Genomic DNA, 24905 nt, shown 5'->3' with positions numbered 1-24905 from the left:
TGAAACGCCGTAGCGCCGATGGTAGTGTGGGGTCTCCCCATGCGAGAGTAGGGAACTGCCAGGCATCCAATAATGACGAAGCCCTCTGTGGAAACAGAGGGCTTTTTCATATGTGCTGAACGGGCGGTTTTGCTACGCCTGATCCCGCAGCAATGCCATACGCAGCGTCTGCGCGCTGCGCGCCAATAAATCCAGCGCCCGGTCCCGCTGGCGATAGAATTGCGTGGTCATCATCAGGAAGGTTTCGGGCGTGGCCTGCGCGGCATGGTCTTTGAGGATCCTCAGGCCGGGAAATGCGCCGCCGTGATAACTCAGATCGTAATGGAAATCATCGGTGGAGCTATAACGTAAACGGTGCCACAGCGCCAGCACCGTAACAATGGCCGCTTGCCAGGCCTGGGCATCAGACTGCCAAAAAGACACCACCCGCCGCAAATCGCCCTGCAGGTCGGTCATAGCGTCCAGCACCGGGCCCAGATCAAACGCCGGATCCAGTTTATCCTGTAATTCCCTCATTTCTTCAAACAGCCGATCCCGATAGCCCAGCGGATCCAATGGCAACGCCGCAGCGGTCAGCAGTTCCGCCAGCCAGTACCCATGGATCCGGCTGTCGCGCCATAAGATATCCAGGTCGACCTTGTCATAAGTATCCGCTTCGGTATGCCACCACCAGCCGCCACCGCTGCCGGGCGATAGGGTATTTTTGTTCACCGGCTCCTCGCGCAGGGCAAAATGCAGCGGCAAACCGCTGCCCCAAAAAGATTGATCGCCACCTTTACCCAATGGGGTAATCCGCTGCGCCGGGTGTCCGGTCACCTGTCGTACCGCGCGGTTAAGGAAATCAGGTTGTTCGGCGCCGCTGGCGTTGATCACCACTTGCAGCGCCTCCATACAGCCGGGGGAATCGACGTTGATATGCGCCACGCAATGTTGTGCCAACTGACGGCGAAACCGGTCGGCGTACCAGGTCGAACCGCCATAACGGGCATTGGAGTGGCCTGGCCACCAGGCAATCCGCAGGCCGCGTTTTAACTCGTGGCGATGTTGATGGAAATGAACGGCCATCGCCAGGCATAACGCATTGCCGGTGGCATTATCCGTCACGCCTTCGTGCCAGGAATCATAGTGGGAAGACAACAGCACAAACTCCGCACTCTTACCGGCGATCTCCACCACCGGCAGGCTGCATTCGGTAACCGCGACCTGCAGTTCAGTATGCAGCCGCGCGGTGAGCGGGCCGGGGTGCTGTTGATAGAGCGCCAGCAGCTCGCGTCCCTGCTGCCGGTTAATCGAAACCACCGGCAGGCGTGGGTAACGATGGCGATCGTCGGGCACCGGCGTGCCCCAGACCGGCCCGACGGTTTCCTCATGTAATGCCGTTTCGCCCGACCACCAGATATGGATTAAACCCAGCGCGCCGGCGGCATCCAGGCGCTGCACATAATCCTCAAAACCCTGGTCGGCGATAACAATCTTGCCTTTAACCTGGGCGGACCATTGCGCCAATTGATTATCCGGCACATCGTCGGTGGAGCGCATATCGTAAAACAACGGGGCGTCCACGCCCTGCGGACAGCCGGCCGAAAACGAACGGGTCTTGGCTGAACAGCGCCAGGCCGGAAAACCTGGCAACTGCAGACTGCCGGAGACAGGATTGCTCAGCAATAACGCGCATTTTTCAATGCGCGGCGCCAGGCCATGATGGCGCAATAGGTCCGCCAGATAGACCGCCGAACGTTCGGCATCGCTGCTGCCGGATAAGCGGTGCAGCAGCGAGAACTGCCGCAACAGGCCGTCCATCAGCGGCAATAGCGTCCCGGCATGCGGCTCATTGACCGGCATTGGTCTGCTCCGGTTGATGTACTGACAAATCGATATCACCAAAGTACTGACGCTTGATCTTTTCCCAGGTGCCGTCGGCCTTGATCTTGGCCAACCCTTCATTCAACAGCGTTTTGATTTTTTCGTCGTCTTGGCGAAAACCATAGGCTGAACCGATGCTGAATATTTTATCATCCCGCACTTCGGGGCCGGTCAGGGTGAAATCCTTCCCTTCCGGTTTATTCAGGAAACCATAGGTGACCGCAACCGCCGGGCTTAACGCGCCGTCCAGCCGCCCCGCCGCCAGATCCTGGTAGATCATGTCCTGATCGGCGTAAGGAACGATATCGATGCCTTTGGATGCCCAGAACTGATTGGCATACATTTCCTGGATCGTGCCCTGCTGGACGGCGATATGTTTACCCTGTAGCGATGCGACGTCCGGGAGAAGATTGCTTCCCTTGCGCACCACCAGCCGGGTGGGAATATGGTAAACAAAATCGCTGAAGGCGATGGCCTTCCTGCGTTTTTCCGTCGCCCCGAGCGGTGAAATAACATCGACTTTCTTCGCCAGCAGCGAGGGGATCTCCGCGTCAAAGCTGCTGACCACGAATTGGCATTTTACCGCCATCGCCTGGCAGACCGCATTGGTGATGTCGATTTCAAATCCACGCGGGGTGCCGTCGGCTTCGCGATACTGAAACGGTGGATAGGTCAGGTCGGCGCCGATACGTACCGTTTCCCCCGCGGCCTGCGCCGCCGTTGAGCCCATGGCCAGACCGAGTAACGCCAGTGTCCATATTTTTTTCATGATTATTTCTCCTGCCCGGCCTGGTTGGCGAGCTTCCAGCGTGAAAATTCATCCCTTACCGCGCGCAGCAGCGTTGCGTCATGGCATAGGTCAAAGGCCGTCATCGCCAGCGCCTTGGCGGCCTGCAGCATGCCGTCCAGACCGGCGGGCGAGGCCGCAGCCTGGGCAAATTCCGGGGTATGGGGGAAGACATCGCCGATACGGATATACGGATGGATGGCCGCGGTGACCTGGCTGACATTGCCGATATCGGAAGAACCTATGCCGCCGGCTACCGGCGGATCAAACACCGCGATACCCAGCAGCTCAAGGTTGCGTTGAAAACCCCTGGCCAGGGCTTGGTTGTTATTGCGTTCGGCGTAGGTCAGGCCCTGCTCGATCTCAAGCCTGGCGCCGCTCATTGCGGCGGCGCCTTCAGCCGCCGCAAATACTTTTTCCCGCACCTGCCGCAGCCCGTTAACCGTCGCCGCGCGCATCAGGAATTTGGCTTCGGCATAGGCCGGCACGATATTGGTGGCGCTGCCGCCGTCGGTAATAATGCCGTGTACCCGCACGTCGTCGGTGAAGAACTGCCGCAGGGCGTTAATGCCGACAAACGTATTGATCACCGCGTCCAGGGCGCTGATGCCTTTCTGCGGCGCCGACGAGGCGTGCGCCGCCTTGCCGTAAAATTTAAATACCGCATCCACGCAGGCCAGCCCGCCGCGCACTACCATGGTTTTCTCGCGCGGATGGACCATCATCGCCGCGTCCACCGCGTCAAAAATGCCCAGATCGGCGAGAATGATCTTGCCGCCGCCTTCTTCTTCCGCCGGGGTGCCGATCACCAGCAGGCGCCCGCACAGTCCAGGGCAGGCGGCCTTCAATGCCAGCGCGGCGGCCGCCGAGGCGGTGCCGATAAGATTATGGCCGCAGGCGTGCCCCAGCTCGGGCAATGCGTCATACTCGGCCAGCAGCGCCACCGTCGGGCCGGGTTTGCCGCTGTCAAAGGTGGCGCGAAACGCGGTCGGCAAGCCGCCCAGGGGTTGTTCAATAACAAAACCCGCGTTCTCCAGCGGCGCAATCAGCGCGGCGGCGGACCGGGTTTCCGCAAAGCTCAGTTCCGGATTGCCATGGATTTGCAAAGCCAACCGCTTTAACTGGGGCGCCATCCCATCAATGGCATAAATAATTTTATTCTTTTGATCACTATTGGTGCAATCTGGCATGCTGTTTCCCTGCTTTGGTGCTTGTTGGGCGGAATAAAAATATCTTATTAGGCAGATATAGGCGATTTTGCGCCACAATCCCAATTGAGTGTTTTTATGACTTGCATCCTTAAGCCAAAAAATATTTTATAGTGGCTGACTCATTAGAATGGACACCGGCCGTGAATGAAAAAGACTGGCTTATTATCCGGGCCGTTTACCACCATAAAAATATCACCCGCGCCGCTGAACAGTTATATACCTCGCAGCCCGCGCTGAGTTACCGCTTAAAACAAATCGAGCGCAAGCTGGCGATACAGCTGTTTGACGAGAATAGCAAAGGCCTGGCCTTCAGCGCGCAGGGGGAGTTCCTGGCCAGCCATGCCGATAAGGTGCTAAGGGATATGCAACAGCTGAAAATCAACCTGCATAGCCTGGATGAGCAGCAGCAAGGTGAGATCCGCATCGGGGTGTCGAGTAACTACGCCGCGTACCGCCTGCCCGCGCTGCTGGCGCGTTTTCGCCAGCAATATCCCGGCGTCAGCATTAACCTTATCAGCGGTTATAGCGAGGAAATTTTCCAGCGGCTACAGCGCGATGATATTCATCTGGCCCTGGTGAAAGATGATTTTAACTGGAAAGAGGGCAAGCAGCTGGTCGATGAGGACTATTATTACCTGGTCAGCCAGCATGAAATTAATTTCGGCCTGTTACCTCATCTGCCGCAGATTAAAATTAATCATGGACCGCATATCACGCAGCTGATTGAGCGTTGGTGGAATGCCAATTTTTCCCTTGCGCCGCGCATCGCCATGACGGTGGACAAGCTGGAAGTTTGCCTGGCGATGGTCAACCAGGGTTTGGGTTATGCCATTATCTCCAGCTACCTGCCGTTGCCGGACGCGCTTTATCGGTTGCCCATCAGCGTGGACGGCCAGGCGGTAACCAATAAAACCTGGCTGCTCCATCGCCATGCCTGCGAAGCATCTCCTATGACGCAGCCCTTTATCCAGATGCTGGCCGATTACGCGGCGTTACCCGCCGCCAGGGAGCGATGAACCGACGACGGCTAAGAAAATCTATCGCTAAAGATGAAACATTTTCAACTAATGGTTGAACACTCGACATCATTTGGCAAAAACGCTATCGTAGGCATCTGGATGTCTAAACGTTTATACGTATGCTTTGAGGTTTTATCGTTATGCCGATTCGGGTTCTTGATGAGTTACCAGCCGTAAACTTCCTGCGTAACGAAAATGTGTTCGTTATGACCTCTTCCCGTGCCCGTACCCAGGAAATCCGCCCGCTAAAAGTGCTGATCCTCAATCTGATGCCGAAAAAAATCGAGACGGAGAACCAATTCCTGCGGCTGTTATCCAATTCGCCGCTGCAAATCGATATCCAGCTGCTGCGCATTGACAACCATGAATCGAAAAACACCCCGGCGGAGCATCTCAACACCTTCTATTGTGATTTTGAAGATATCCAGGATGAAAACTATGACGGCCTGGTGGTCACCGGCGCGCCGCTGGGATTGGTGGACTTTCGCGACGTGATTTTCTGGCCGCAGATCGACCGGGTATTGCAATGGGCGAAAGGGCACGTCACCTCGACGCTGTTTGTCTGTTGGGCGGTACAGGCGGCGCTGAATATTTTATACGACATCCCCAAAATGACCCGCCGGGAAAAACTGGCCGGCGTGTATCAGCACAACACCCTGAAGCCCCATGCCTTGCTGACGCGTGGGTTCGACGAAACCTTTCTGGCGCCGCATTCCCGTTATGCCGACTTCCCTGCCGACATTATCCGCCGGCATACCGATCTGGAGATATTGGCGGAGTCGGAGCAAACGGGCGCCTACCTGTTCGCCAGTCCTGATAAACGGCTGGCCTTTGTGACCGGCCATCCGGAATATGACGCATTGACGCTGGCCGGCGAATACCATCGCGATCTGGCGGCGGGCCTTGATCCCGCCATCCCGTTTAACTATTTCCCGGATAACAATCCCGACCTGCCGCCCAGGGCCAGCTGGCGCAGCCATGGGCATCTGTTGTTTGCAAACTGGCTGAACTATTACGTGTACCAGATTACGCCGTTTGACCTGAAGAAAATGAATCCAACCCTGGATTAAAAGCTAATACAGCTCGCACCCTGTTCAGCGCCGGAAAGCTGGCCGCGCAGCGCGCCGAACAGCTCGCGGCCGCAGCCGATATGCTCCGCGCTTAAATCGGGTTGCGACACCACCCGCTGCGCCAGTACGGCGGCATCCACCAGCAACGACAGCTCACCGGTAAGGCCGTTCACCCTTACCCTATCGCCGGTCTGGATTTTAGCCATTAATCCGCCGGTGTAGGCCTCCGGCGTAACGTGGATTGCCGCCGGCACCTTACCCGATGCGCCGGACAGGCGCCCGTCGGTTACCAGGGCGACCTTATAACCGCGATCCAGCAGGACGCCCAGCGGCGGCATGAGTTTATGCAGCTCCGGCATGCCGTTGGCGCGCGGTCCCTGGTAGCGCACTACGATCACGCAGTCTTTGTTCAGTTCGCCGGCGTCGAAGGCCGGGCCGACGTCATGCTGGCTTTCAAATACCACCGCAGGCGCTTCAATAACCTGGTTGACGGCGGGTACGGCGGAGGTTTTCATCACCGCGCGTCCCAGATTGCCGTCCAGTACCTTGGTGCCGCCGTGATGTTCAAACGGGTTGTCGAGGCTGGCGATGACTTTGGGATCGCGCGAGGTTTCGGCGCTTTCGCGCCAGGCCAGCACGCCCTGATCCAGCCAGGGTTCCATGGTGTAGCGGCTTAAGCCGAAACCGGCGATGGTATGCACATCTTCATTGAGCAAGCCGCCGGTTAACAATTCGCGTATCACCAGTTGAACGCCGCCGGCGTCATGGAACTGGTTGATGTCCGCCGGGCCGTTGGGGTAGATGCGCGACAACAACGGCACCACGTCCGACAGCTCGGAGAAGTCGTCCCAGTTGATGATAATGCCGGCGGCGCGGGCCATGGCCACTAAATGCATGGTGTGGTTGGTGGAACCGCCGGTGGTCAGCAACGCGATAATACCGTTGACGATCACCTTCTCGTCCACCAGGCGGCCGATGGGCAGGTAGTTGCCGCTGTTTTCCGTCAGGCGCGTTACCTGGACGGCGGCGGCATCGGTCAGGGCATCGCGTAGCGGGGTATTGGGCTGGATAAACGACGAGCCGGGTAAATGCAGGCCCATCATCTCCATCACCATCTGGTTGGAGTTGGCGGTACCGTAAAAAGTACAGGTGCCGGCGCTGTGATAAGACGCGGCTTCCGCTTCCAGCATGCCCTCACGGTCTATCTTGCCCTCGGCGTAGAGCTGGCGGACGCGTACCTTTTCTTTATTCGGCAATCCGCTGGGCATCGGGCCGGCGGGGACAAATACCGCGGGCAGATGGCCGAAGGATAACGCCGCCATCACCAGTCCGGGGACGATTTTGTCGCATATGCCCAGGTATAAGGCGCCGTCAAACATGTTATGCGACAAACCGATGGCGGCGGACATGGCAATGATTTCCCGGCTCATCAGCGACAGTTCCATACCGTCTTGCCCCTGGGTTACGCCGTCGCACATCGCCGGTACCCCGGCGGCCATCTGGCCGACCGCGCCGACGCCGTGCAGGGCGTTTTTCAGGCGTTGCGGATAGTGCTCATAAGGCTGATGGGCGGACAGCATATCGTTATAGGAATTGATAATTGCGATATCGTTGCGGGTCATGCTTTTCAGCGCGAGCTTATCGTCGGGCTGGCAGGCGGCAAAGCCGTGGGCCAGGTTGCCGCAGGCCAGCTGCGACCGGTGTACCGTTTTGGCGCGCGCTGCGTCGATACGCGCCAGGTAAGCGGCGCGGGTGGCTAAGGAGCGATCGATAACGCGTTGCGTCACACGGGCGACTGTAGGATTCATATTTGCCTCACACTTAAGATTAAATGGTTTAGCATTGCTCGCGCCGTCGGCGGAGCCGGGCTAAACAACGGAATTGGTGTCCCAGCCAGCGGGCAAGCCGCCGAATCGCTTTTTTTATCGTGAAAATATAGTGGTAGCGGAGCGGCCTGCTGGCCATCGTGCCGGTCATAGCGTCAATAAGCTAAAAATTGAATCGTTTCAGCTGATAAAGCCATAAAAAGCCGGATTAACCTTTCCCAGGCTACCGGCCGGGCACCGCAACCGTTATCGCTTACCCATTAAGCATAGCCGCAATGCCGGTGCTTCCTTGGATCTGCCGTAACGCGCCGGATGTTAGCCTGCGTTACGCGCGTCAAGATCCTTAATGCAACGCAGGGTGTCGTTAATCACTGCGTCGACCGGTTGATCGATATTCACCACCAGGACGTCTTTTTCATCGGCGCCGGGTTCTTCCAGGGTATCGAACTGGGTGACCAGCATCTGGGACTTGAAGAAATGGCCTTTACGGGCTTTCATCCTGGCTTCAATGACGTCAAACTCGCCCTTGAGGTAAATAAAGGACAGGTTGTCGTTCCCTTCGCGCAGGCGGTCGCGATAATGCTTTTTCAGCGCGGAACAGACGATAATGGAAATGGCGTTGGTACGCTGCATCGCAAACGCGGCATCGTTAATGGCCGCCAGCCAGGGCGCGCGGTCGTCGTCATTCAGCGCGTGTCCCGCCGCCATTTTGTTGATATTGGCGCGCGGATGCAAAAAGTCGCCGTCCAGAAACGCGGCCGATAGCTCACGGGCCAGGGCATTGGCCACCACGGACTTGCCGCTGCCAGAAACGCCCATTAAAACGAAGATGTGGTTAGCTGTTGTTGTCATCGTAAGGCTCCGTGGCCAGATAAATAAGTGTGTTGATGTTACCGGTAACATTATCCGGATTTTTACTGCGGTTGCCAGACGCTTGATCTTTTTTTCATGCTAACTGTGATCTGCTTCAAATAATAAATGTAATGTGAAACATTTTTTTTACAATCGAACTGCGCTTTTTTTGGCCTGCGCGGCGGGATTTGAAAAAGTCTCATGAGCCGCCGCCGTCGATCCTGTGTAACTTATGGTAGGATGTCCTGCCTATTTTGGCTCAATAAACGACGATTTTTTCAGCGGCGGATGGGGTAATGGTAATCAATCGAATTGACGGACTGCGCCGGCAGTTAGCACAGCGCATCATGGTGCTGGACGGTGGCATGGGCACCATGATCCAGAGTTATCGGTTAGAGGAAGCGGACTATCGGGGAGAACGTTTCGCCGACTGGCCGAGCGATCTCAAAGGCAACAACGATCTGCTGGTGCTGAGCAAGCCCGAGGTGATCGCCGCTATCCATGACGACTACCTGGCCGCGGGCGCCGATATCCTAGAGACCAATACCTTTAATTCTACCTCCATCGCCATGGCCGATTACCAGATGGAGTCGTTGGTCAGCGAGCTTAATTTCGAAGCTGCCCGTCTCGCCCGGCTCAGCGCCGACGAATGGACGGCGCGCACACCGGAGAAACCCCGTTATGTGGCCGGCGTCCTGGGCCCCACCAACCGCACCGCCTCCATATCACCGGACGTCAACGATCCGGCTTTCCGCAATGTCAGTTTTGATCAGTTGGTAAGTGCTTACCGTGAGGCTGTTCACGCGCTGGTGGAAGGCGGCGTGGATTTAATCATGGTGGAAACCATTTTTGATACGCTTAACGCCAAGGCCGCGACTTTTGCCATCGAAACCGAATTCGAAGCCATGGGCGTGCGGTTGCCGGTGATGATTTCCGGCACTATTACCGATGCGTCGGGACGAACCCTTTCTGGCCAGACCACCGAGGCATTCTATAACTCCCTGCGTCATGTAAAACCGTTGTCGTTTGGCCTGAACTGCGCGCTCGGCCCCGACGAACTGCGCCAGTACGTGGCCGAGCTGTCGCGCATTGCCGACTGTTTTGTCAGCGCCCATCCCAATGCCGGATTGCCGAACGCCTTTGGCGAATACGATCTCGGCCCGGATGAAATGGCCGGGCAGATCAAGGAATGGGCCGCTTCCGGCTACCTGAATATAGTGGGCGGCTGCTGCGGCACCACCCCGGCGCATATCGCCGCCATGGCGCGCGCGGTAGAGGGCATAACGCCGCGCGTCCCGCCGGAACGGCCGGTGGCCTGCCGCCTGGCGGGGCTAGAGCCGCTGAATATCGATAAAGATACTCTGTTTGTCAACGTGGGCGAGCGTACCAATGTTACCGGCTCGGCGCGCTTCAAGCGGCTGATCAAGGAAGAGAAATACAATGAAGCGCTGGCGGTGGCGTTGCAGCAGGTGGAAAGCGGCGCGCAGATCATCGATATCAACATGGATGAAGGCATGCTGGATTCCGCTGCCGCCATGGTGCGTTTCCTGCACCTGATCGCCGGCGAACCGGATATATCCCGGGTGCCGATCATGATCGATTCGTCCAAATGGGACATTATCGAGCAGGGTTTGAAGTGTATACAGGGCAAGGGCATCGTCAACTCCATCTCGATGAAAGAGGGTGAGGAAACCTTTATCCATCATGCGCGCCTGGTTCGCCGTTATGGCGCCGCGGTGGTGGTGATGGCGTTCGATGAAGAGGGACAGGCGGATACCCGGCAGCGCAAAATCGACATATGTCGTCGCGCTTACCACATTCTCACCGAGACGGTCGGCTTCCCGCCGGAAGATATCATTTTCGATCCCAATATTTTCGCCATCGCCACCGGTATCGAAGAACACAACAATTATGCCCAGGACTTTATCGGCGCCTGCGCCGATATCAAGGCCGAGCTGCCCCATGCGCTGATTTCCGGCGGCGTCTCAAACGTGTCGTTTTCGTTTCGCGGCAACGAGCCGGTGCGCGAGGCCATCCACGCGGTTTTCCTTTATTACGCCATCAAGAACGGCATGGACATGGGCATCGTTAACGCCGGGCAACTGGCTATCTACGATGACCTGTCCGACGAGCTGCGCGAGGCGGTGGAAGATGTGGTGCTTAATCGCCGCGCGGACGGCACCGAGCGGCTGCTGGATCTGGCGGAGAAATACCGTGTCGGCAAAAACGACGACGATACCAAACAGCAGCAGGCGGAATGGCGCGGCTGGCCGGTAAATAAACGGCTGGAGTACGCGCTGGTAAAGGGCATTACGGAATTTATCGAACCGGATACCGAAGAAGCGCGGCAACAGGCGGCACGGCCTATCGAGGTGATTGAAGGGCCGCTGATGGCCGGCATGAACGTGGTAGGCGATCTGTTCGGCGCCGGTAAAATGTTCCTGCCGCAGGTGGTCAAATCGGCGCGGGTGATGAAGCAGGCGGTCGCCTACCTGGAACCCTTTATCAAGGCGGGAAAAGAAAAGCAAAAAGCGGCCGGTAAAATATTGCTGGCGACGGTCAAAGGCGATGTGCACGATATCGGCAAAAATATCGTCGGCGTGGTGCTTCAATGCAATAACTACGAAATCATAGATTTAGGCGTTATGGTCTCGATGGATAAAATCCTGAAATCGGCGCGTGAATTTAACGTGGATATTATCGGCCTGTCGGGCTTGATCACCCCGTCGCTCGATGAAATGGTCAACGTCGCCAAAGAAATGGAACGCCAGGGTTTCACCTTGCCGCTGCTGATTGGCGGCGCCACCACCTCGAAGGCGCATACCGCGGTTAAAATCGAAAAAAATTACAGCGGGCCGACGATATATGTACAGAATGCCTCGCGCAGCGTGGGCGTGGTATCGGCGCTGCTGTCGGATGAGCAGCGCGACGAATTTGTGCTGCGCATTCGTAAGGAGTATGACCAGGCGCGCATCCAGCACGGCCGGAAAAAACCCCGTACGCCGCCGGTCCCGCTGCAGGTGGCCCGTGATAATGACAGCGCCATGGACTGGGAAAATTATACCCCGCCCGTAGCCCATCGCCAGGGTATTCAGTCCGTCACCGCCTCAATCGAGACGTTACGCAATTATATCGATTGGACACCGTTTTTCATGACCTGGTCGCTGGCCGGTAAATACCCGCGCATTCTCGAGGACGAGGTGGTCGGCGACGAGGCCAAGCGGTTGTTCGCCGACGCCAACGCCCTGCTGGACCAGCTTTCCGGGCAAAAATCATTAAATCCGCGCGGGGTGGTGGGCATTTTCCCTGCCAACCGGGTTGGCGACGATATTGAGGTGTATCGGGACGAAAGCCGTCGCGAAATCCTGGTGGTCAGCCATCATTTGCGCCAGCAGACGGAAAAAAACGAGTTTGCCAATTATTGCCTGGCGGATTTTGTGGCGCCGAAAGCCAGCGGCAAGGCGGATTATCTGGGGGCTTTTGCGGTTACCGGCGGTCTTGAGGAAGATACGCTGGCGGCGGCCTATGACGAGGCACATGATGATTATAATAAAATCATGATCAAAGCCCTCTCCGACCGTTTGGCGGAGGCGTTTGCCGAATATCTCCATGAGCGGGTGCGCAAGGTGTACTGGGGCTATGCGCCCAACGAGAACCTGAGCAATGACGAGCTGATTCGGGAGAACTATCAGGGGATCCGTCCGGCGCCGGGCTATCCGGCCTGCCCCGACCACACCGAGAAGGCGGCAATCTGGCAACTGCTTAATGTTGATGAAACCGCCGGCATGCGCCTGACGGAGTCCTATGCCATGTGGCCTGGCGCGTCGGTTTCAGGCTGGTATTTCAGCCATCCGGACAGCAAATATTATGCCGTGGCGCAAATCCAGCGGGATCAGGTAGAGGATTACGCCCGGCGCAAAAACATGCCGATCGCTGAAATCGAACGCTGGCTGGCGCCGAACCTGGGCTACGACGCAGACTGATTTTACCCGTATTTGCCGGTGACAGAAGAGCCTCGCCGGCTGCCACATCCTGGCAACAATGCAACCCGGCTAATGGCGCCATGCTGCTGAATCCGGGGTATGCGCCCATGCTGATAATTCACGCTGCTAGCCGCTGCTGAGCTTATAGTTATCCTGCTGAATAAATATATATTAATCAAAAATAAAAAATTTCGATATGCTTAATATTGAATTTATTAGCAATATTCAATTTTTAGTCCGAATGATTTAGCGCTAATTAATTATGGCTAATAATATAATTATTTTACCTATTGTGATGAAAGGTTTAAATTTTAGGTACTCCAGGAGGGGTATGGAAAAGAAGATTTAATATAATTTAATTGATATTTATTATTTTTGAAATCTTTATTAATACTTTTCGATGGAAAGCAAGGATGAGTGTTACCTATTTTTATAATCGAGGGCGACCCTATGGTTACCATTCATGACGACGGCACCATGGCGCGGGCGAAAAAAACTAAGTACCTACGCAATATCGATGAAAAATATATGTCCTGGGGCGACAATCACCCGTCGCGCCTCACTATCGCTCAAACCTGTGTCGGTGAAACCCTGACCGGTATTGACGTTGATATTTATATTGATACCCACATGCGGCATTCACGCTGTAATCTCGGTTACCGCAACGCGGTAAGTCCGCTCAGCGCGGTATGGGCAAGGAAAGATCCGGCGGGCAGGGATATCTTTACCTCCGGGCATGCCCACGGTAATTTTGCCGGCCATTCGCTTGGCAGCGCCGCGGCGCTGCAAACCCGGCGTTATATGATGAGCCGCGATTATCAAAGCACCCTACCGGAAAAATCCGCTTATTATTTACAGGGATTAAAACGGTTAAACCAAAAATATTCCGTGGTTAAGCAGGTGGACGGCCTGGGTATGTTATTCAACGTGACTTTAGCCAATTCCCAGGGCGATCCCTGGAAAAACGCCGGCAAGCCCGCCGTGACGCTGGGTCAGGATTATGATTATTCTTATAACGGCCAATATTATCGCATGATGCTAAATAGCGGCGGCACTTTCGGCGAAGTTATCAAGCTTGCGCCTTATCTGGATATTACCCTGGCGGAAATAGACCGCACCATGACCATCCTCGATCGGATCATCGCCAACCTTATCGAGATGGGGGAATGAGCATGTCAGCAGTCGTGAGCTTGGGTGCCGGAAGGTTGAAATACGTGGAAAGGCTAGAGCAAAAAAATGGCGACTGGCCGCAGTGGCAGGTCTGTTGCTGCGGCATTTGTAAAACCGATCGTGCATTGGCGTGGTCGGCAAGTAATGAAGGCCTGGTGCTGGGGCATGAAGTGGTCTGCTGCGATCGTGACGGCCATTATTACGCACTGAATAATAAGATAGGCTGCGGCGCCTGCGAATACTGCCGGGAGGGTTTGACCGGTCATTGCAGCGGGATATGCGAGCTTGGCGTGACGCACCACGGCGGTTATGCCACGCGAATTAGCGCCCCAAAGCACTGTATGTATTCGCTGCGGTTACACGATCCGCAGCTCGGCATCCTGGTCGAGCCGCTGGCCTGTGTGATCCATGGCCTCGGGCGGCTTATGGCCATGCCCGCGCTGCGGGGTAACGCCGAGCCGAGGATCCTGGTTATCGGCTCCGGGGTGGCGGGCAAGATGATGGCCCATCTGCTGCTGCATCGGACCACCGCCCGCCTGACCCTGTGCGACATTGATAATGATGCCCTGCAATGGGCCCAGGACTGGCCCATTGACTGCCAGAGGATGCCTGCTGCGGCGCATTATCATGCGGTGATCGAATGCTCGGGCGGCGAGGGAACGCTGGATACCGCGTTGTCGGCGGTGCGCCGCGCCGGCGTGGTGATGCTGTATGGCATACCCGCCGCCGGGCAAACCCTGCCCGTGTCCAGCGAAACCTTTCTTGACCGCGAACTGACCCTGCTGGCATCCAGGGCGGGTTGCACGCCAACGGCCTTTACCCAGGCGGTGCGTTACCTGGAGCAGCATCAGCCGTTTTTCAGTTCAATGATGGGCAAAAAAATCCGTTTGCGCCATTTGCCGGATGAACTGCTGCACCATCCGCCGCGGCCGGGGACACGCACGTGGGTCACCATGGCCGGCGCGGCGACCCACGCAAATGAGATGCCGGACCCGGCATGGCAAAAGACTACGCGGCCAGGAGGCGACAGATGAACCCACATGAACAAAAAATTTTCCTGGCGACCCTGGTGGCGGCCTTCAGATCGACGCATCGTTATATGAAACGCAATTATCCGCCCGGGCAAGGCAAAGGCCATAGGAGGGAAAGATGATTGAACATAATGTCCTGTTTCGCTTCAAATCCGCGCTGGATAAGGCGGAAATCCGGCGGGTGGCGAACCAGCTGCTAGCCATGGACCACTATATTCCCGGTATCCAGGCGGCGTCTTGGCATGACAATGCCAGCCAGGAACAACGGGATAAGGGCTTCAGGTATCTGCTCCGGCTCTGTTTTGCCGACAGCGCGGCCCTGGAACACTATTTGACCCATCGTCACCATCTCTACGTCTGTGAAAACGTCCTGTTCCCGGTGCTGGCGGACGGCGCTGGCTCGGTGCTGGTGTTTGATGTGGAGGTTAACGACCATGGCGCTACTCCGCCTCCACCATGATATGCAGGGTATCGTAGCGCCAGTATTCCAGGTCGCAATCAATAATCCGTCCATACTGATCGCGGTTGATGCGGGTAATAAACAGCGCCGGGCTATTATCCGCCACCTTTAGCGCCCGTGACGCCGCCAGCGGAAAGGTGGTGGGTAACATGGCAAAACGCACTTTGCCGTAGCGGATACCATAGGTGTTGGCATAAAGTTCGGTCAGCGAGGATGTCAGGTCCTCATGCAGAATCGCCGGGAAATACTCCGGATTCAGGTAGTGTTCCACGTAAAGCACCGCCCGCCCATCGATGCGCCTTATCCGGCGGATGCAATAAACCCGCGACCGGGACGGCAAGGTCAGATGGGCGTTTATCACTTCCGGCGCGACGATCTCGCCGGCATCCAATACTTCCGTGGCGGGTTTGCGCCCCTGCTCGCGCGCCATGGCATGGAAATGGCTGCGCTGCAGCGGGTTATAGATAATGCGCGGCGGACTGACAAACCATCCCCGGCGCACCTCGCGGTAAATCATCCCCTGGGCTTCCAATTGCCCCAGCGCTTCCCGCAGGGTAATGCGGGTAGTGGTAAATTGTTCGCTTAATACCCGCTCGGCGGGCAAACGGTCGTTGTGCGTCAATTCGCCCTGTTCAATCCAGCCGGAAATGGCCTGGCAAATCGCGGTAACGGTTTTTTGCCGGGACAGGCTGGTGCAAAAAGAAGCGCTATTATGCAGCATTCTTTTTACCAATCTGCATGTTCATAGTGCACATTTTTTCTGCCTTTGCGGATGGGGTGGTAAAACCATAACAAAAAATCGTCTAAAAGAATTACTGACATCAAATATTCATCTTACTTAGGTAGATTGGCTTGGTTCTTGCTGGACTAGACCAGTAGAGTTCGTCACCCTCATCATTCACCTGGAGCATCATCTATGAAACTTCTGTTCGCTTCCGTGTTAACCACCGTCATCCTGATGGCAAGCCAGCCTGGTTTTGCCGCGCCCGCGGACGTCGCGGCGCTGGAAAAGGCGGCGCGCCAGGAAGGCGAGGTCAATAGTGTCGGCATGCCTGACAGCTGGGCAAACTGGAAGGATACCTGGGCGGATCTGGCCAGTAAATATGGCCTGAAGCACAGCGATACCGATATGAGTTCGGCGCAGGAGATTGCCAAGTTCCTGGCGGAAAAAAGCAACGCCAGCGCGGATATCGGCGACGTGGGCTCGTCTTTCGGGCCGGTGGCGGTGCAAAAAGGGGTGACATTGCCTTATAAACCCAGCACCTGGGATCAGGTTCCCGATTGGGCGAAAGACAAGGATGGACATTGGGCGCTGGCCTATACCGGCACCATCGCCTTTATCGTTAACAAGCAAACCGTTAAACAAACGCCGCACAGCTGGGCCGATCTGCTCAACGGCGACTACAAGGTCACCATCGGTGATGTCAGCACGGCGGCCCAGGCGACCAACGGCGTATTGGCGGCCTCCTACGCCATGGGCGGCAACGAGAAGAACCTTAAGCCGGGCCTGGATTTCTTCGCCAAGCTGGCCAAGGCCGGGCGTTTGGGGCTGAATAACCCCACTATCGCCTCGCTGGAAAAAGGCGAAGTGGACGTGGGCGTGGTGTGGGATTTCAACGGACTTAATTATCGCGATACCATCGATAAGACCCGTTTTGATGTGCTGATCCCCTCCGACGGGTCTATTACCTCCGGCTATACCACCATTATCAATAAATATGCCAAACACCCCAACGCGGCGAAGTTCGCGCGGGAATATATCTTTTCCGACGCCGGACAGATTAACCTGGCCCGGGGTTATGCCCGACCGATCCGCGTGGAAAAACTTACCCTGCCGGACGATGTGAAAGCCAAGCTGCTGCCGGTCGAACAGTATAAAAACGCCCATCCCATCGCCGATCCGGTTGCCTGGGAAAAGAGCGCCAGGGAACTGCCGCGCCTGTGGCAGGAAAATGTCATGATGGCCATGCAGCAATAAAGGAGCCGTGATGAAGACCCTGCTGGTGATACTGGACGGACTGAACTACCAGGTGGCCTATGACGCCATGGGTTATCTGCACGGCGAGTGCGCGGCGGGGCATGGATGCCTCTACCAACTGGAGTGTGAGCTGCCGTCGTTGTCGCGGCCGCTTTACGAATGCATCCTGACCGGGGTGCCGCCGGTGGAGAGCGGCGTAGTGCACAATAACGTGGTGCGGTTGTCGCACCATCGCAGTATTTTTCATTTTGCCCGCGCCGCCGGCCTGACCACCGCGGCGGCGGCGTATCACTGGGTTAGCGAACTGTATAACCGCGCGCCCTTCGACGCGGTGCGCGATCGCCATACCGTTGCGCCGGAAGCGGCTATTCAGTACGGGCATTTTTATCATGCCGATCACTATCCCGATTCCCATCTGTTTGAAGATGCCGAAAGCCTGCGCCTGCTCTACCAGCCGGACTTCCTGCTGCTTCATCCGATGAATATCGACGACGCCGGCCACCGTTTCGGCCTGTCGTCGCCGCAATACCGCAATATGGCCCGCACGGCGGACGGCCTGCTGTCGCAATATCTGCCCGCATGGCTGGCCGCCGGTTACCAGGTCATCGTCACGGCGGATCATGGTATGAATGACGATCGCAGTCACGGCGGCATCCTGCCCGAAGAGCGGCAGGTGCCGTTGTTCGTGTTCGGCCCGGCCTTCAGCCTGGCGCCCGCCGCGCCGCGTCAAACCGAGCTGTGCGGCACGGTGTGCGGCCTGCTGGGGGTGGAGCACGACCGGCCGGTCTGCGCGGGGTTGTTAAAATGAGGGCGAAATGGCTGGCGGCATTGGTCATGTTGCCTTTTGCGCTGGTGTTCTGCGCCTTTCAGGTCGCGCCGCTGGTGTGGATGGCCGTGCACAGTTTTAACAGTGAAATCGATGGATGGGGGATTGATAATTACCGGCAGATCCTGGGCTCGCCGTTTTACCGGCAGGCTATCGCCTTCTCGTTGCAGATTACCTTCTGGTCCAGCGTGTTCGGCCTGCTGATTGCCCTGGTGGGCAGCTACTCGCTGCGCCAGCTCGGGGCCACGCGCCTGCGCACCGCGGTGATGTCCTTTACCAATATGACCAGTAACTTTACCGGCGTTCCGCTGGCGTTCGCCTTTGTTATCCTGCTCGGCACCAACGGCTGCGTCACGCTTATCCTGCGTCGTTACGGACTGCTGGGGGACTTCAGTCTCTATTCCAAAACCGGGCTGATGGTGTTGTATACCTATTTTCAGATCCCGCTAGGGGTTTTGCTGCTGTACCCGGCGTTTGACGCCTTGCGCGAGGACTGGCGCGAATCCGCCGCCTTGCTCGGCGCGGGCAAGGTGCATTATTGGCGTTATATTGGCCTGCCGGTGCTGGCGCCCGCGCTGCTGGGCACCTTTGTAATCCTGCTGGCCAATGCCCTGGGCGCTTATGCCACGATTTTTGCCCTGACCAGCGGCAATTTCAACGTTATCCCGATCCGCATTGCGGCCCTGGTGGCGGGCGATCTGGAGCTTGATCCGAATATGGCCAGCGCGCTGGGCATGTTCCTGGTGTTGCTGATGGTGTTTATCACCCTGGTGCATCAATGGGTGATGCGCAGGAGCTATACCCATGTCCGGGCCTGATGTTGTACTCCCCGCAATGAAGGAGGTTATTGATGTCGCGTGCTGAAAGCCTCTATCACCGCGGCGTGGTCACGGTACTGTTGTTGATCCTGCTGTTGCCGTTGGCCGCGACCCTGGTTTACGCTTTTTCAACCCAATGGGGCTCTACGGTGTTGCCGGAGGGATTGACCGTGAAATGGATGGCCCAGCTCTGGCGGGATCCCCGTTTCCTGACGGCGCTCTGGCACTCGCTGCTGATCTGTTTTGGCGCGCTGGCGCTCGCCGTATTGCTGGTGCTGCCGCTGATGTTTGTAATTGCTTACTATTTTCCGCAGCTTGATGCCCTGATGAATATTCTTATCCTGCTACCCTTCGCCGTGCCGCCGGTGGTCTCGTCGGTGGGCCTGCTGCAGCTCTATTCCGACGGCCCGGTGGCCATTACCGGGACGCCGTGGATTTTGATCGGCTGTTATTTCACCATCGCTCTGCCGTTTATCTACCGGGCAATCACCAATAATATGCAGGCCATTCATCTGCGTGACCTGATGGATGCCGCGCAGCTGCTCGGTGCCAGTACCTGGCGCGCGGCGCTGCTGGTGGTGCTGCCCAACCTGCGTAAGGGCTGCATGATTGCCGTGCTGCTGTCGTTTTCGTTTCTCATCGGCGAGTTTGTGTTTGCCAACCTGCTGGTGGGCAATCGTTTCGAGACGCTGCAGGTGTATCTCTATAACAGCCGCAACGGCAGCGGTCATTTCACCAGCGCCCTGGTGATCTCCTACTTCTTTGTGGTACTGCTGCTGACGCTGGTGGCGAATACCGTTAACAAGGGCAAGGAATAATCATGTCTTATCTGGCGGTAAAACAGCTTAATAAACACTACGGGCCGACCCAGGTGTTCGAGAATATCGATTTTGACGCGGCGGAGGGAGAGTTTGTCACCCTGCTCGGACCGAGCGGCTGCGGCAAATCCACCTTGCTGCGTTGCCTGGCGGGCCTTACGCCGGTGGACAGCGGGCAAATCCTGCTCCAGGGCGAGGATTTGGTGCCGTTATCGCCCCAGCAGCGCGGCATCGGCATGGTATTCCAAAGCTATGCCTTATTCCCCAATATGACGGTCACCGGCAACGTGGCGTTTGGGCTGAAGATGCAAAAGCTCTCGGCTAGCGAGACTAAACGCCGCGTTGATGAGGTACTGGATCTGGTGGAGCTGCATGAATTTGCCCATCGTTATCCGCACCAGCTCTCCGGCGGCCAATGCCAGCGGGTGGCGCTGGCGCGATCGCTGGTCACCCGCCCTCGGCTGCTGCTGCTTGACGAGCCGCTTTCGGCCCTGGATGCCAGGATCCGCAAACATCTGCGCGATCAAATCCGCCGTATACAACAAGAGCTGCGCCTGACCGCCATTTTTGTCACCCACGATCAGGAGGAGGCGCTGACCTTATCCGATCGGGTGGTGCTGATGAACAAAGGCAAAATCGTGCAAAACGGCAGCGCGGAGACGCTTTATACCCAGCCGGTGGACGCCTTTGCCGCCGGGTTTATCGGTAGTTATAACCTGTTGGACGCCGGACAGGCCGCCCTGCTGACCGGGCGCGGCTGGCAGGGCCGGGTTGCCGTGCGTCCCGAGTCCATTATGCTGTTGCCGGCCGGGCAGGGCATCGACGCGCGCATCGTTAGCCATAGCCTGTTGGGCAACGTGATCCGTTATCGCGTGTCAGCGCAGGGTGTTGAACTGTTGGTCGATGTTTTAAACCGATCGGTGGTCGATCTTCACCCAAACGGCACGCCGGTTGGTCTACAGTTAGATATAGCGACATTATGTGAGGTGGCATGAGCCTGGCGTTGTTTGATTTGGATGAAACCTTGATTAACGGAGATTGCGCCAGCCTGTGGGGCCGGTACATGATTAAACTGGGCTGGGCGCAAAACGACGGATTTGCGCAGCGGGAGCAGGCGCTGATGCTACAGTATCAGCAGGGGACATTATCCATGGAGGAATATATGTCGTTTACCCTGCAGCCGCTGGCCGGGCGCTCACCGCGGGACGTGGCGCAGTGCGTTGAGGCGTTTATCGACGAGGCTATCGTGCCCGCCATGCGCCAATCCGCCATTGGCTGTATCGCCGAACATCGGCAGCGTGGGGATCGGAACATCATTATTTCCGCGTCCGGCGAACATTTGGTGACGCCGATTGCCCGCCGTTTCGGTGTCGATGAAACCTTGTCGATACAGCTTGAAGTTTGTGACGATTCTTATACCGGTAATACCCGCGGCATATTAACCTATCGTGAGGGTAAGGTGTCCCGTTTGCTGGGCCTGATTGAGGGCAGGGAGTCGATGCTGGCGCAGGCCAGTTTTTATTCCGATTCCTGTAATGACCTGCCGTTGTTACAACAGGTCGGTTATCCTTATGCCGTTAACCCTGATAGCATCCTGCTTCGGCATGCGCAACTGGCTGGATGGCCGGTTCTGAGTTGGTAAATAATTGGTCATTATGGAGTTTTAATAAGAGTGTTAACTTTGTTGCATCTGCTTTCCGCGGTGGCGTTGCTGGTATGGGGGACTCATATCGTCCGTACCGGGATTATGCGTGTGTACGGTGCCCGCCTGCGGCAGGTGCTGAGCAGAAGCGTAGAAAAAAAACCGATGGCGTTTATGGCCGGTATCGGTGTTACGGCGCTGGTCCAGAGCAGTAACGCCACGGCGATGCTGGTCACGTCGTTTGTTGCCCAGGGCCTGGTGGCGCTGACCCCCGCCCTGGTGATTATCCTGGGCGCGGATGTCGGCACCGCGCTGATGGCGCGGATACTGACGTTTGATTTGTCCTGGCTTTCGCCGCTGCTGATTTTTATCGGCGTTTGCCTGTTCCTCAGCCGTAAACAATCGCGCGTCGGGCAAATCGGCCGGGTATGCATCGGGCTTGGCCTGATCCTGCTGGCGCTGGAGCTGATTGTGGCCGCCTCCACCCCCATTACCCAGGCCAACGGCGTCAAGGTGCTGTTTTCGTCGCTCACCGGCGATGTGGTGCTCGACGCCGTGCTGGGCGCGTTATTCGCCATTATCAGTTATTCAAGCCTGGCGGCGGTGCTGCTGACCGCAACGCTGACCGCCACCGATGTGATCTCATTCAAGGTGGCCCTTTGCCTGGTTATCGGCGCCAACCTGGGCAGCGGCATCCTGGCGATGATTAACGCCAGCGGGCAAAACTCGGAAGGTAAACGCGTTGCGCTGGGCAGCCTGCTGTTCAAGCTGATAGGCGGCCTGGTGGTATTGCCGGCGATTTCATTTTTAGCCGGGTTGCTTGAGCGCCTGCCGGTCAGCGCCTCCGAGCTGGTGATCTATTTCCATGTGTTCTATAACCTGATCCGCTGCCTGATCCTGGTGCCGTTCGCCGGGCCGATGGCCCGCTTGTGTACGCAATGGATCGGCGACACGGCGGTAAGCGAGCTGGGCGTGCGGCCGCGCCATCTGGATACCAGCGCCCTGGATACGCCCGCGCTGGCGCTGGCCAATGCCTCGCGTGAAACCCTGCGCATGGGTGATGTGGTGGAGAGCATGCTGCTGCTGCATCGCGAAGTGCTGCACGGCCAGCCGAATAAAGACCGGGAAATACGCCGGCTGGATGATGATGTCGATGTACTCTATACCGCGATCAAGCTCTACCTGGCCCAAATGCCGAAAGAGGATCTGGAGGAAGCGGATTCCCGGCGGTGGGCCGAGATTATCGAGATGGCGCTCAACCTGGAGCAGGCCGGGGATATTATCGAGCGCATGGCCGGCGATGTTGCCGCCAAGTCGCTGGCTACCCGCCGGGCTTTCTCCACCGAGGGGCTCCAGGAGCTTGATATCCTGCACGAACAGCTGATGTCGAACCTGCGCCTGAGCCTGTCGGTATTCCTGACAGGCGATATCACCAGCGCCCGCCGCCTGCGCCGGGCAAAGCATCGCTTTCGCATCATCGACCGACGTTATGCCCATGCCCATGTGGATCGCCTGCATCAGCAAAACGTGCAGAGCCTGGAAACCAGTTCGCTGCATCTGGGACTGCTGGGGGATATGAAACGCGTCAACTCCCTGTTCTGTTCGGTAGCCTATAACGCGCTGGAACTGAACGAAGAGGATGAGGCGCAAGATCCCGATGAGCGGCGCGACAAGGCCGCCACCCCGCTGTGATGGTCACCGGCGTCGTAAAGCCCTTCCTGTCGCTCAAGCCGTATGTTAACCATTAACCAAACAGGTTGTGATGCAGCGTTTTAACCACCTGTTCCGCATCCTGTCCCGGTACCAGCAGGCATAAATTATGGCTGCTGGCGCCGTAGCAGATCAGCCGGATATTAAACGGGTCCAGTACGCCAAACACATCTTTCCCCACGCCGCAGGCCTGGGAAAGCTTATTGCCTATCAGGGCGATCAGCGCCAGGTTCTCCTCCACCTCCACGCGGCATAGCGAGGAGAGTTCCGTCAGCAGAGACGTGGTTAACAAGCTGACGCTGGACGAGGTCGATCCGGTGGTGTCCATGGTCAACGCCACGCTCACCTCGGAGGTGGTAATCAAATCCACGGAAATATAATGGCGCGCCAGGATATTAAACACCTCGGCCAGGAAACCGCGCGCCTGCAGCATATTCAGGCTGTGCAGCGTCAGCAGCGTTTGCCGGCGGCGCAGGGCGATGGCGCGGAACAGCGGCGGGTTGAGGGTTTTATTGCACACCAGGGTGCCGCCGGCATGGGGATCCTTACTCGATCCGACAAAGACCGGGATATCGCTGCGCACCGCGGGCAGCAGGGTGGCCGGATGCAGGATTTTAGCACCGAAGGTGGCCATTTCCGCCGCTTCCTCGAAGCTGATTTCATCGATGCGCTTGGCTTCCGGCACCACGCGCGGATCGGTGGTATAAATGCCGGGCACATCGGTCCAGATATCTATGCGCTGCGCCTTCAGCGCTTCGCCCAGCAGGGCGGCGGTATAATCGCTGCCGCCCCGGCCCAGGGTGGTGGTGCGGCCCTTGGCCTCGCTGCCGATAAAACCCTGGGTGATGATCAGGGCCTCGTCGATACGGGGCAACAGCAGGCTATGGGTTAACTCCTTCAGGATGCCGATGTCCGGCTCGGCGTGGCCGAAGCGGTCGTTGGTGCGCATGACTTTGCGGATATCGAACCACTGCGCCGTCACCTGGCGCTGGCGCAACACTTCCACGAACAGCAGCGTCGACATCAGCTCGCCGTGGCTGACCAGTTCGTCGGTCAGGGCATGGGACGTCGCCAGGCCCGCCGCTTCGGACAGCATGGCGATATTATCGAGCATGCGGTCAATTTCCTCGCGGATGACCTGCGAGTCGGCCAGCCGGTCGATAATGGCGTATTGGATACGGCGGATTTCATCAAGATGAAAGGCGCGGCGGTCGGGGTCTTTGCCTTCGGCCAGCGCGACCAGCAAATTGGTGACGCCCGCCGAGGCCGACAATACCACCAGACGGACGGCGGCGTTGGACAGCACGATATCCGCGCTGCGGTTCATCGCGTCGAAATCGGCGACGCTGGTGCCGCCGAACTTCGCCACGATAGGAGAATGTAATGATTCAGCCATGCTATTAATGCCTCTAATGCCTCGTGTCAGGATGCCATCCTTGATGACAACGTTTTAAGCTTTGGCACGAGTCAGGGGCGGGAAACAGGGAGCAGGCGTAGAGAACTACGATACACCCAGAAGCGCCCCACCGTGCCTATCGCCAATGGCGAAAATGCGGGTGACAACCCATGGGATTCAGCCCATGCGGTCGGCAGCGACGGCCCGTTTGCCGTATGCTGCCTCGGCGTCGCTCCCCCTGGGGTTGCTTCTGCGGAAAACGGATCCTCCGCAACCCTGCCTGGGCGACGCGCCTCTTCTGGTTCACGCAACGGGTGCGCTACTAGGACCTTACAAATAGCGGGTAATGTCGCCTGTGTCAACGGGCAACGCATGATGAAACGCATTTATCCTTAAAAGAGCGTAATCGCAAGAAAAGGGGTCGCAACTCGTGAGCTACGCGATA

General features: G+C 57.3%; 21 protein-coding genes and 1 riboswitch. Of the genes, 14 read left to right on the top strand and 7 right to left on the bottom strand.

Translation table 11 applies throughout. The annotated features are described in order from the left end of the window. Positions 1-132 precede the first annotated feature (132 nt). The 3 genes from GRH90_RS20940 to GRH90_RS20930 are packed head-to-tail and all read right to left on the bottom strand — an operon-like array spanning position 133 to position 3840. Entirely contained in the window at positions 133-1842 is a 1710-nt protein-coding gene (locus GRH90_RS20940; RefSeq protein ID WP_162367907.1) for a M28 family peptidase, read from the bottom strand. Continuing rightward, complete coding sequence (locus GRH90_RS20935; protein WP_178113287.1) at positions 1829-2632, bottom strand: transporter substrate-binding domain-containing protein; 804 nt, start codon at positions 2630-2632, stop codon at positions 1829-1831. The genes GRH90_RS20940 and GRH90_RS20935 overlap by 14 nt, the downstream gene beginning before the upstream one ends. A 2-nt stretch (positions 2633-2634) precedes the next feature. Continuing rightward, on the bottom strand, positions 2635-3840 hold the full coding sequence (locus GRH90_RS20930) for a M20 family metallopeptidase (RefSeq protein ID WP_162367906.1): 1206 nt from the start codon (positions 3838-3840) through the stop codon (positions 2635-2637). Between the two features lie 161 nt (positions 3841-4001). Between GRH90_RS20930 and GRH90_RS20925 the strand changes: the two genes are divergently transcribed. Further along, a complete protein-coding gene (locus GRH90_RS20925; RefSeq protein WP_162367905.1) occupies positions 4002-4877 on the top strand; it encodes a LysR family transcriptional regulator in 876 nt (291 codons plus the stop codon). Between the two features lie 143 nt (positions 4878-5020). Further along, positions 5021-5950 carry a homoserine O-acetyltransferase MetA gene (gene metA / locus GRH90_RS20920; protein WP_162367904.1) on the top strand — a complete coding sequence of 310 codons (930 nt, stop codon included), beginning with the start codon at positions 5021-5023 and terminating at the stop codon, positions 5948-5950. Here the strand turns inward: metA and edd are convergent. Together edd and gntK are read right to left on the bottom strand one after the other, a co-directional pair. Beyond that, positions 5947-7758: a phosphogluconate dehydratase gene (gene edd, locus GRH90_RS20915; RefSeq protein WP_162367903.1), complete on the bottom strand. Its 1812-nt coding sequence runs from the start codon at positions 7756-7758 to the stop codon at positions 5947-5949. The genes metA and edd overlap by 4 nt on opposite strands. Before the next feature lie 333 nt (positions 7759-8091). Beyond that, positions 8092-8628, bottom strand: a complete 537-nt coding sequence (gntK, locus tag GRH90_RS20910; RefSeq protein ID WP_162367902.1) for a gluconokinase — start codon at positions 8626-8628, stop codon at positions 8092-8094. A gap of 296 nt (positions 8629-8924) precedes the next feature. On the opposite strand from gntK, the gene metH reads away from it, so the two are divergent. The 5 genes from metH to GRH90_RS20890 all read left to right on the top strand — a co-directional run bounded on the left by metH (position 8925) and on the right by GRH90_RS20890 (position 15272). Beyond that, the gene (gene metH / locus GRH90_RS20905; protein WP_162367901.1) at positions 8925-12611 is read left to right on the top strand and encodes a methionine synthase; all 3687 of its coding nucleotides are present in this window, start codon (positions 8925-8927) and stop codon (positions 12609-12611) included. A 450-nt stretch (positions 12612-13061) separates the two neighbouring features. Next, on the top strand, positions 13062-13781 hold the full coding sequence (locus tag GRH90_RS20900; protein ID WP_162367900.1) for an aminotransferase class III-fold pyridoxal phosphate-dependent enzyme: 720 nt from the start codon (positions 13062-13064) through the stop codon (positions 13779-13781). 2 nt (positions 13782-13783) lie between these two features. Then, positions 13784-14815: a zinc-binding dehydrogenase gene (locus GRH90_RS20895; protein ID WP_162367899.1), complete on the top strand. Its 1032-nt coding sequence runs from the start codon at positions 13784-13786 to the stop codon at positions 14813-14815. Then, positions 14812-14934, top strand: coding sequence for a hypothetical protein (locus tag GRH90_RS26545; RefSeq protein WP_281352786.1), 123 nt, complete (start codon positions 14812-14814; stop codon positions 14932-14934). Before GRH90_RS20895 ends, GRH90_RS26545 begins: the two co-directional genes overlap by 4 nt. Then, entirely contained in the window at positions 14931-15272 is a 342-nt protein-coding gene (locus tag GRH90_RS20890; protein WP_162367898.1) for a Dabb family protein, read from the top strand. The genes GRH90_RS26545 and GRH90_RS20890 overlap by 4 nt, the downstream gene beginning before the upstream one ends. On the opposite strand, the gene GRH90_RS20885 is transcribed toward GRH90_RS20890, so the two are convergent. Continuing rightward, the gene (locus GRH90_RS20885; RefSeq protein ID WP_162367897.1) at positions 15253-15993 is read right to left on the bottom strand and encodes a UTRA domain-containing protein; all 741 of its coding nucleotides are present in this window, start codon (positions 15991-15993) and stop codon (positions 15253-15255) included. The genes GRH90_RS20890 and GRH90_RS20885 overlap by 20 nt on opposite strands. A gap of 195 nt (positions 15994-16188) precedes the next feature. Here GRH90_RS20885 and GRH90_RS20880 point away from each other — a divergent pair, with 195 nt between their 5' ends. From GRH90_RS20880 to GRH90_RS20850, 7 genes are read left to right on the top strand one after another with little or no spacing between them, the layout of a single operon-like run. Then, on the top strand, positions 16189-17250 hold the full coding sequence (locus GRH90_RS20880; RefSeq protein WP_162367896.1) for an ABC transporter substrate-binding protein: 1062 nt from the start codon (positions 16189-16191) through the stop codon (positions 17248-17250). A gap of 10 nt (positions 17251-17260) precedes the next feature. Then, a complete protein-coding gene (locus tag GRH90_RS20875) occupies positions 17261-18058 on the top strand; it encodes an alkaline phosphatase family protein (RefSeq protein ID WP_162367895.1) in 798 nt (265 codons plus the stop codon). Then, the gene (locus tag GRH90_RS20870; protein ID WP_162367894.1) at positions 18055-18894 is read left to right on the top strand and encodes an ABC transporter permease; all 840 of its coding nucleotides are present in this window, start codon (positions 18055-18057) and stop codon (positions 18892-18894) included. Before GRH90_RS20875 ends, GRH90_RS20870 begins: the two co-directional genes overlap by 4 nt. A gap of 32 nt (positions 18895-18926) precedes the next feature. Beyond that, entirely contained in the window at positions 18927-19712 is a 786-nt protein-coding gene (locus GRH90_RS20865; protein ID WP_162367893.1) for an ABC transporter permease, read from the top strand. 2 nt (positions 19713-19714) lie between these two features. Further along, the gene (locus tag GRH90_RS20860) at positions 19715-20707 is read left to right on the top strand and encodes an ABC transporter ATP-binding protein (RefSeq protein WP_162367892.1); all 993 of its coding nucleotides are present in this window, start codon (positions 19715-19717) and stop codon (positions 20705-20707) included. Beyond that, positions 20704-21354 (top strand): HAD family hydrolase, encoded by a 651-nt coding sequence (locus tag GRH90_RS20855; protein ID WP_162367891.1) that lies wholly within the window; start codon positions 20704-20706, stop codon positions 21352-21354. Before GRH90_RS20860 ends, GRH90_RS20855 begins: the two co-directional genes overlap by 4 nt. A 30-nt stretch (positions 21355-21384) precedes the next feature. Further along, entirely contained in the window at positions 21385-23046 is a 1662-nt protein-coding gene (locus GRH90_RS20850; protein WP_162367890.1) for a Na/Pi cotransporter family protein, read from the top strand. A gap of 52 nt (positions 23047-23098) precedes the next feature. Here GRH90_RS20850 and lysC read toward each other — a convergent pair whose 3' ends face one another. Then, entirely contained in the window at positions 23099-24460 is a 1362-nt protein-coding gene (gene lysC, locus GRH90_RS20845; RefSeq protein WP_162367889.1) for a lysine-sensitive aspartokinase 3, read from the bottom strand. Between the two features lie 112 nt (positions 24461-24572). Then, positions 24573-24766, bottom strand: a riboswitch (Lysine riboswitch). Positions 24767-24905: the final 139 nt, after the last annotated feature.

This window comes from Acerihabitans arboris, assembly GCF_010131535.1.
GTDB classification, from domain to species: Bacteria; Pseudomonadota; Gammaproteobacteria; order Enterobacterales; family Enterobacteriaceae; genus Acerihabitans; species Acerihabitans arboris.
Note: the sequence above shows the minus strand (reverse complement) of the source record. Positions and strands in the feature narration are given on the sequence as shown.

Coding starts and splice junctions, on each gene's coding strand:
- GRH90_RS20940 (WP_162367907.1), bottom strand. CDS start 1,842: ATGCCGGTCAATGAGCCGCATGCCGGGACGCTATTGCCGCTGATGGAC.
- GRH90_RS20935 (WP_178113287.1), bottom strand. CDS start 2,632: ATGAAAAAAATATGGACACTGGCGTTACTCGGTCTGGCCATGGGCTCA.
- GRH90_RS20930 (WP_162367906.1), bottom strand. CDS start 3,840: ATGCCAGATTGCACCAATAGTGATCAAAAGAATAAAATTATTTATGCC.
- metA (WP_162367904.1), top strand. CDS start 5,021: ATGCCGATTCGGGTTCTTGATGAGTTACCAGCCGTAAACTTCCTGCGT.
- edd (WP_162367903.1), bottom strand. CDS start 7,758: ATGAATCCTACAGTCGCCCGTGTGACGCAACGCGTTATCGATCGCTCC.
- gntK (WP_162367902.1), bottom strand. CDS start 8,628: ATGACAACAACAGCTAACCACATCTTCGTTTTAATGGGCGTTTCTGGC.
- metH (WP_162367901.1), top strand. CDS start 8,925: ATGGTAATCAATCGAATTGACGGACTGCGCCGGCAGTTAGCACAGCGC.
- GRH90_RS20900 (WP_162367900.1), top strand. CDS start 13,062: ATGGTTACCATTCATGACGACGGCACCATGGCGCGGGCGAAAAAAACT.
- GRH90_RS20895 (WP_162367899.1), top strand. CDS start 13,784: ATGTCAGCAGTCGTGAGCTTGGGTGCCGGAAGGTTGAAATACGTGGAA.
- GRH90_RS26545 (WP_281352786.1), top strand. CDS start 14,812: ATGAACCCACATGAACAAAAAATTTTCCTGGCGACCCTGGTGGCGGCC.
- GRH90_RS20890 (WP_162367898.1), top strand. CDS start 14,931: ATGATTGAACATAATGTCCTGTTTCGCTTCAAATCCGCGCTGGATAAG.
- GRH90_RS20885 (WP_162367897.1), bottom strand. CDS start 15,993: ATGCTGCATAATAGCGCTTCTTTTTGCACCAGCCTGTCCCGGCAAAAA.
- GRH90_RS20880 (WP_162367896.1), top strand. CDS start 16,189: ATGAAACTTCTGTTCGCTTCCGTGTTAACCACCGTCATCCTGATGGCA.
- GRH90_RS20875 (WP_162367895.1), top strand. CDS start 17,261: ATGAAGACCCTGCTGGTGATACTGGACGGACTGAACTACCAGGTGGCC.
- GRH90_RS20870 (WP_162367894.1), top strand. CDS start 18,055: ATGAGGGCGAAATGGCTGGCGGCATTGGTCATGTTGCCTTTTGCGCTG.
- GRH90_RS20865 (WP_162367893.1), top strand. CDS start 18,927: ATGTCGCGTGCTGAAAGCCTCTATCACCGCGGCGTGGTCACGGTACTG.
- GRH90_RS20860 (WP_162367892.1), top strand. CDS start 19,715: ATGTCTTATCTGGCGGTAAAACAGCTTAATAAACACTACGGGCCGACC.
- GRH90_RS20855 (WP_162367891.1), top strand. CDS start 20,704: ATGAGCCTGGCGTTGTTTGATTTGGATGAAACCTTGATTAACGGAGAT.
- lysC (WP_162367889.1), bottom strand. CDS start 24,460: ATGGCTGAATCATTACATTCTCCTATCGTGGCGAAGTTCGGCGGCACC.